Raw genomic sequence first — 1,340 nt, 5'->3', positions numbered from 1 at the left:
TGGTGCTAGAATATAAATAGTACAAGTCAAAATGAGAATTCCTTATACAGTATTTCATGGTATGATGTATGTATGCACTGAAGGAGGATCTCATTATGGCAAAGCACTATGATAAACAGTTTAAAATTGATGCAGTTCAGTATTACCATAACCACAAGGAGCTGGGACTGATAGGTTGTGCATCAAATCTTGGTATCAGTCACCAATCGCTGTCTCGTTGGCAAAAAGAGCTTCGAGAAACAGGCGATATTGAAAGTCGTGGCTCTGGTAATTATGCTTCTGATGAAGCAAAAGAAATCGCACGATTAAAACGTGAATTACGGGATGCACAGGATGCTCTTGATGTATTAAAAAAAGCAATCAACATTCTGGGAAAATGACAGAAGCCATTTGTCTCGAAGTTGCTGAGAAGGCAGAAACCGCCCACAAGGCTCGACGCCAGGTTTCTGTCTCCGGAATGTTGAAATATCTTGGCGTTTCCCGTTCCGGCTATCATGCCTGGATGAAACGTGTTCCTTCGAACACAGCTAAACGTCGTGAAGCTGTGAAAGCTCGCATTAAGGATATTTATGATGAATCCCAACAGAATTATGGTGCTCCGAAAATCACCAGGAAGTTACGCGAATCAGGAGAAATCATTTCTGAGCGAACAGTTGGTAAATATATGAAACAACTGGGTATTAAAGCCCAGTGGATCAAACCATGGACAATCACCACAAAAGATTCTGACTTCAGTAGTAAATTACAAAATATCCTTGATGAGCAATTCAATCCAGAACGTCCGAACGCCGTTTGGTGTTCTGATATTACCTATATTTGGACAATAGACGGATTTGTCTATTTGACCAGCATTATGGATTTATATTCCAGGAAAATCATTGCGTGGACACTTTCAAAAAGTTTGGAAGTATCCTGCGTGATTGAAACTATAAATAAAGCAAAAGCAAGACGCAACATTGAAGAGCCTTTAATTTTGCATGCAGACCGTGGCAGCCAATATGTATCCAAAGAATACAGACGTGTTACCGCTGATATGCAATGCAGCTATTCTAAAAAGGCTTATCCATGGGATAATGCATGTATTGAATCGTTCCATTCTTTGATTAAGCGCGAATGGTTGAATCGTTTTAAAATTCGTGATTACGATCATGCATATCGACTGGTATTCGAATATTTGGAAGCATTTTATAATACAAAGCGAATTCATAGTCATTGCGATTACATGTCGCCGAATGAATACGAAGAACTGTATTATAAGTTCCAGCAGGACGAATTGACCTTAGTAAGTTAAGATGAGGAAAACCTCATTTTAACTTGTACTAAATCTTGACATAGGACCA

At 39.1% G+C, this 1,340-nt stretch carries 2 protein-coding genes; both read left to right on the top strand.

Going from position 1 to position 1,340, the window contains the following annotated elements:
• Window positions 1–95 precede the first annotated feature (95 nt).
• Complete coding sequence (locus DXB15_RS16775; protein ID WP_187119673.1) at window positions 96–380, top strand: transposase; 285 nt, start codon at window positions 96–98, stop codon at window positions 378–380.
• Window positions 377–1,291, top strand: a complete 915-nt coding sequence (locus DXB15_RS16770) for an IS3 family transposase (protein WP_118703567.1) — start codon at window positions 377–379, stop codon at window positions 1,289–1,291. The genes DXB15_RS16775 and DXB15_RS16770 overlap by 4 nt, the downstream gene beginning before the upstream one ends.
• Window positions 1,292–1,340: the final 49 nt, after the last annotated feature.

The organism is Roseburia sp. OM02-15, from assembly GCF_003481835.1.
Lineage (GTDB): Bacteria > Bacillota > Clostridia > Lachnospirales > Lachnospiraceae > Eubacterium_I > Eubacterium_I ramulus_A.
This window is presented reverse-complemented; position numbering and strand designations above follow the sequence as displayed.

Bases quoted from the DNA above. Each gene is read 5' to 3' on its own strand.
- DXB15_RS16775 (WP_187119673.1), top strand. From the start codon at position 96: ATGGCAAAGCACTATGATAAACAGTTTAAAATTGATGCAGTTCAGTAT.
- DXB15_RS16770 (WP_118703567.1), top strand. From the start codon at position 377: ATGACAGAAGCCATTTGTCTCGAAGTTGCTGAGAAGGCAGAAACCGCC.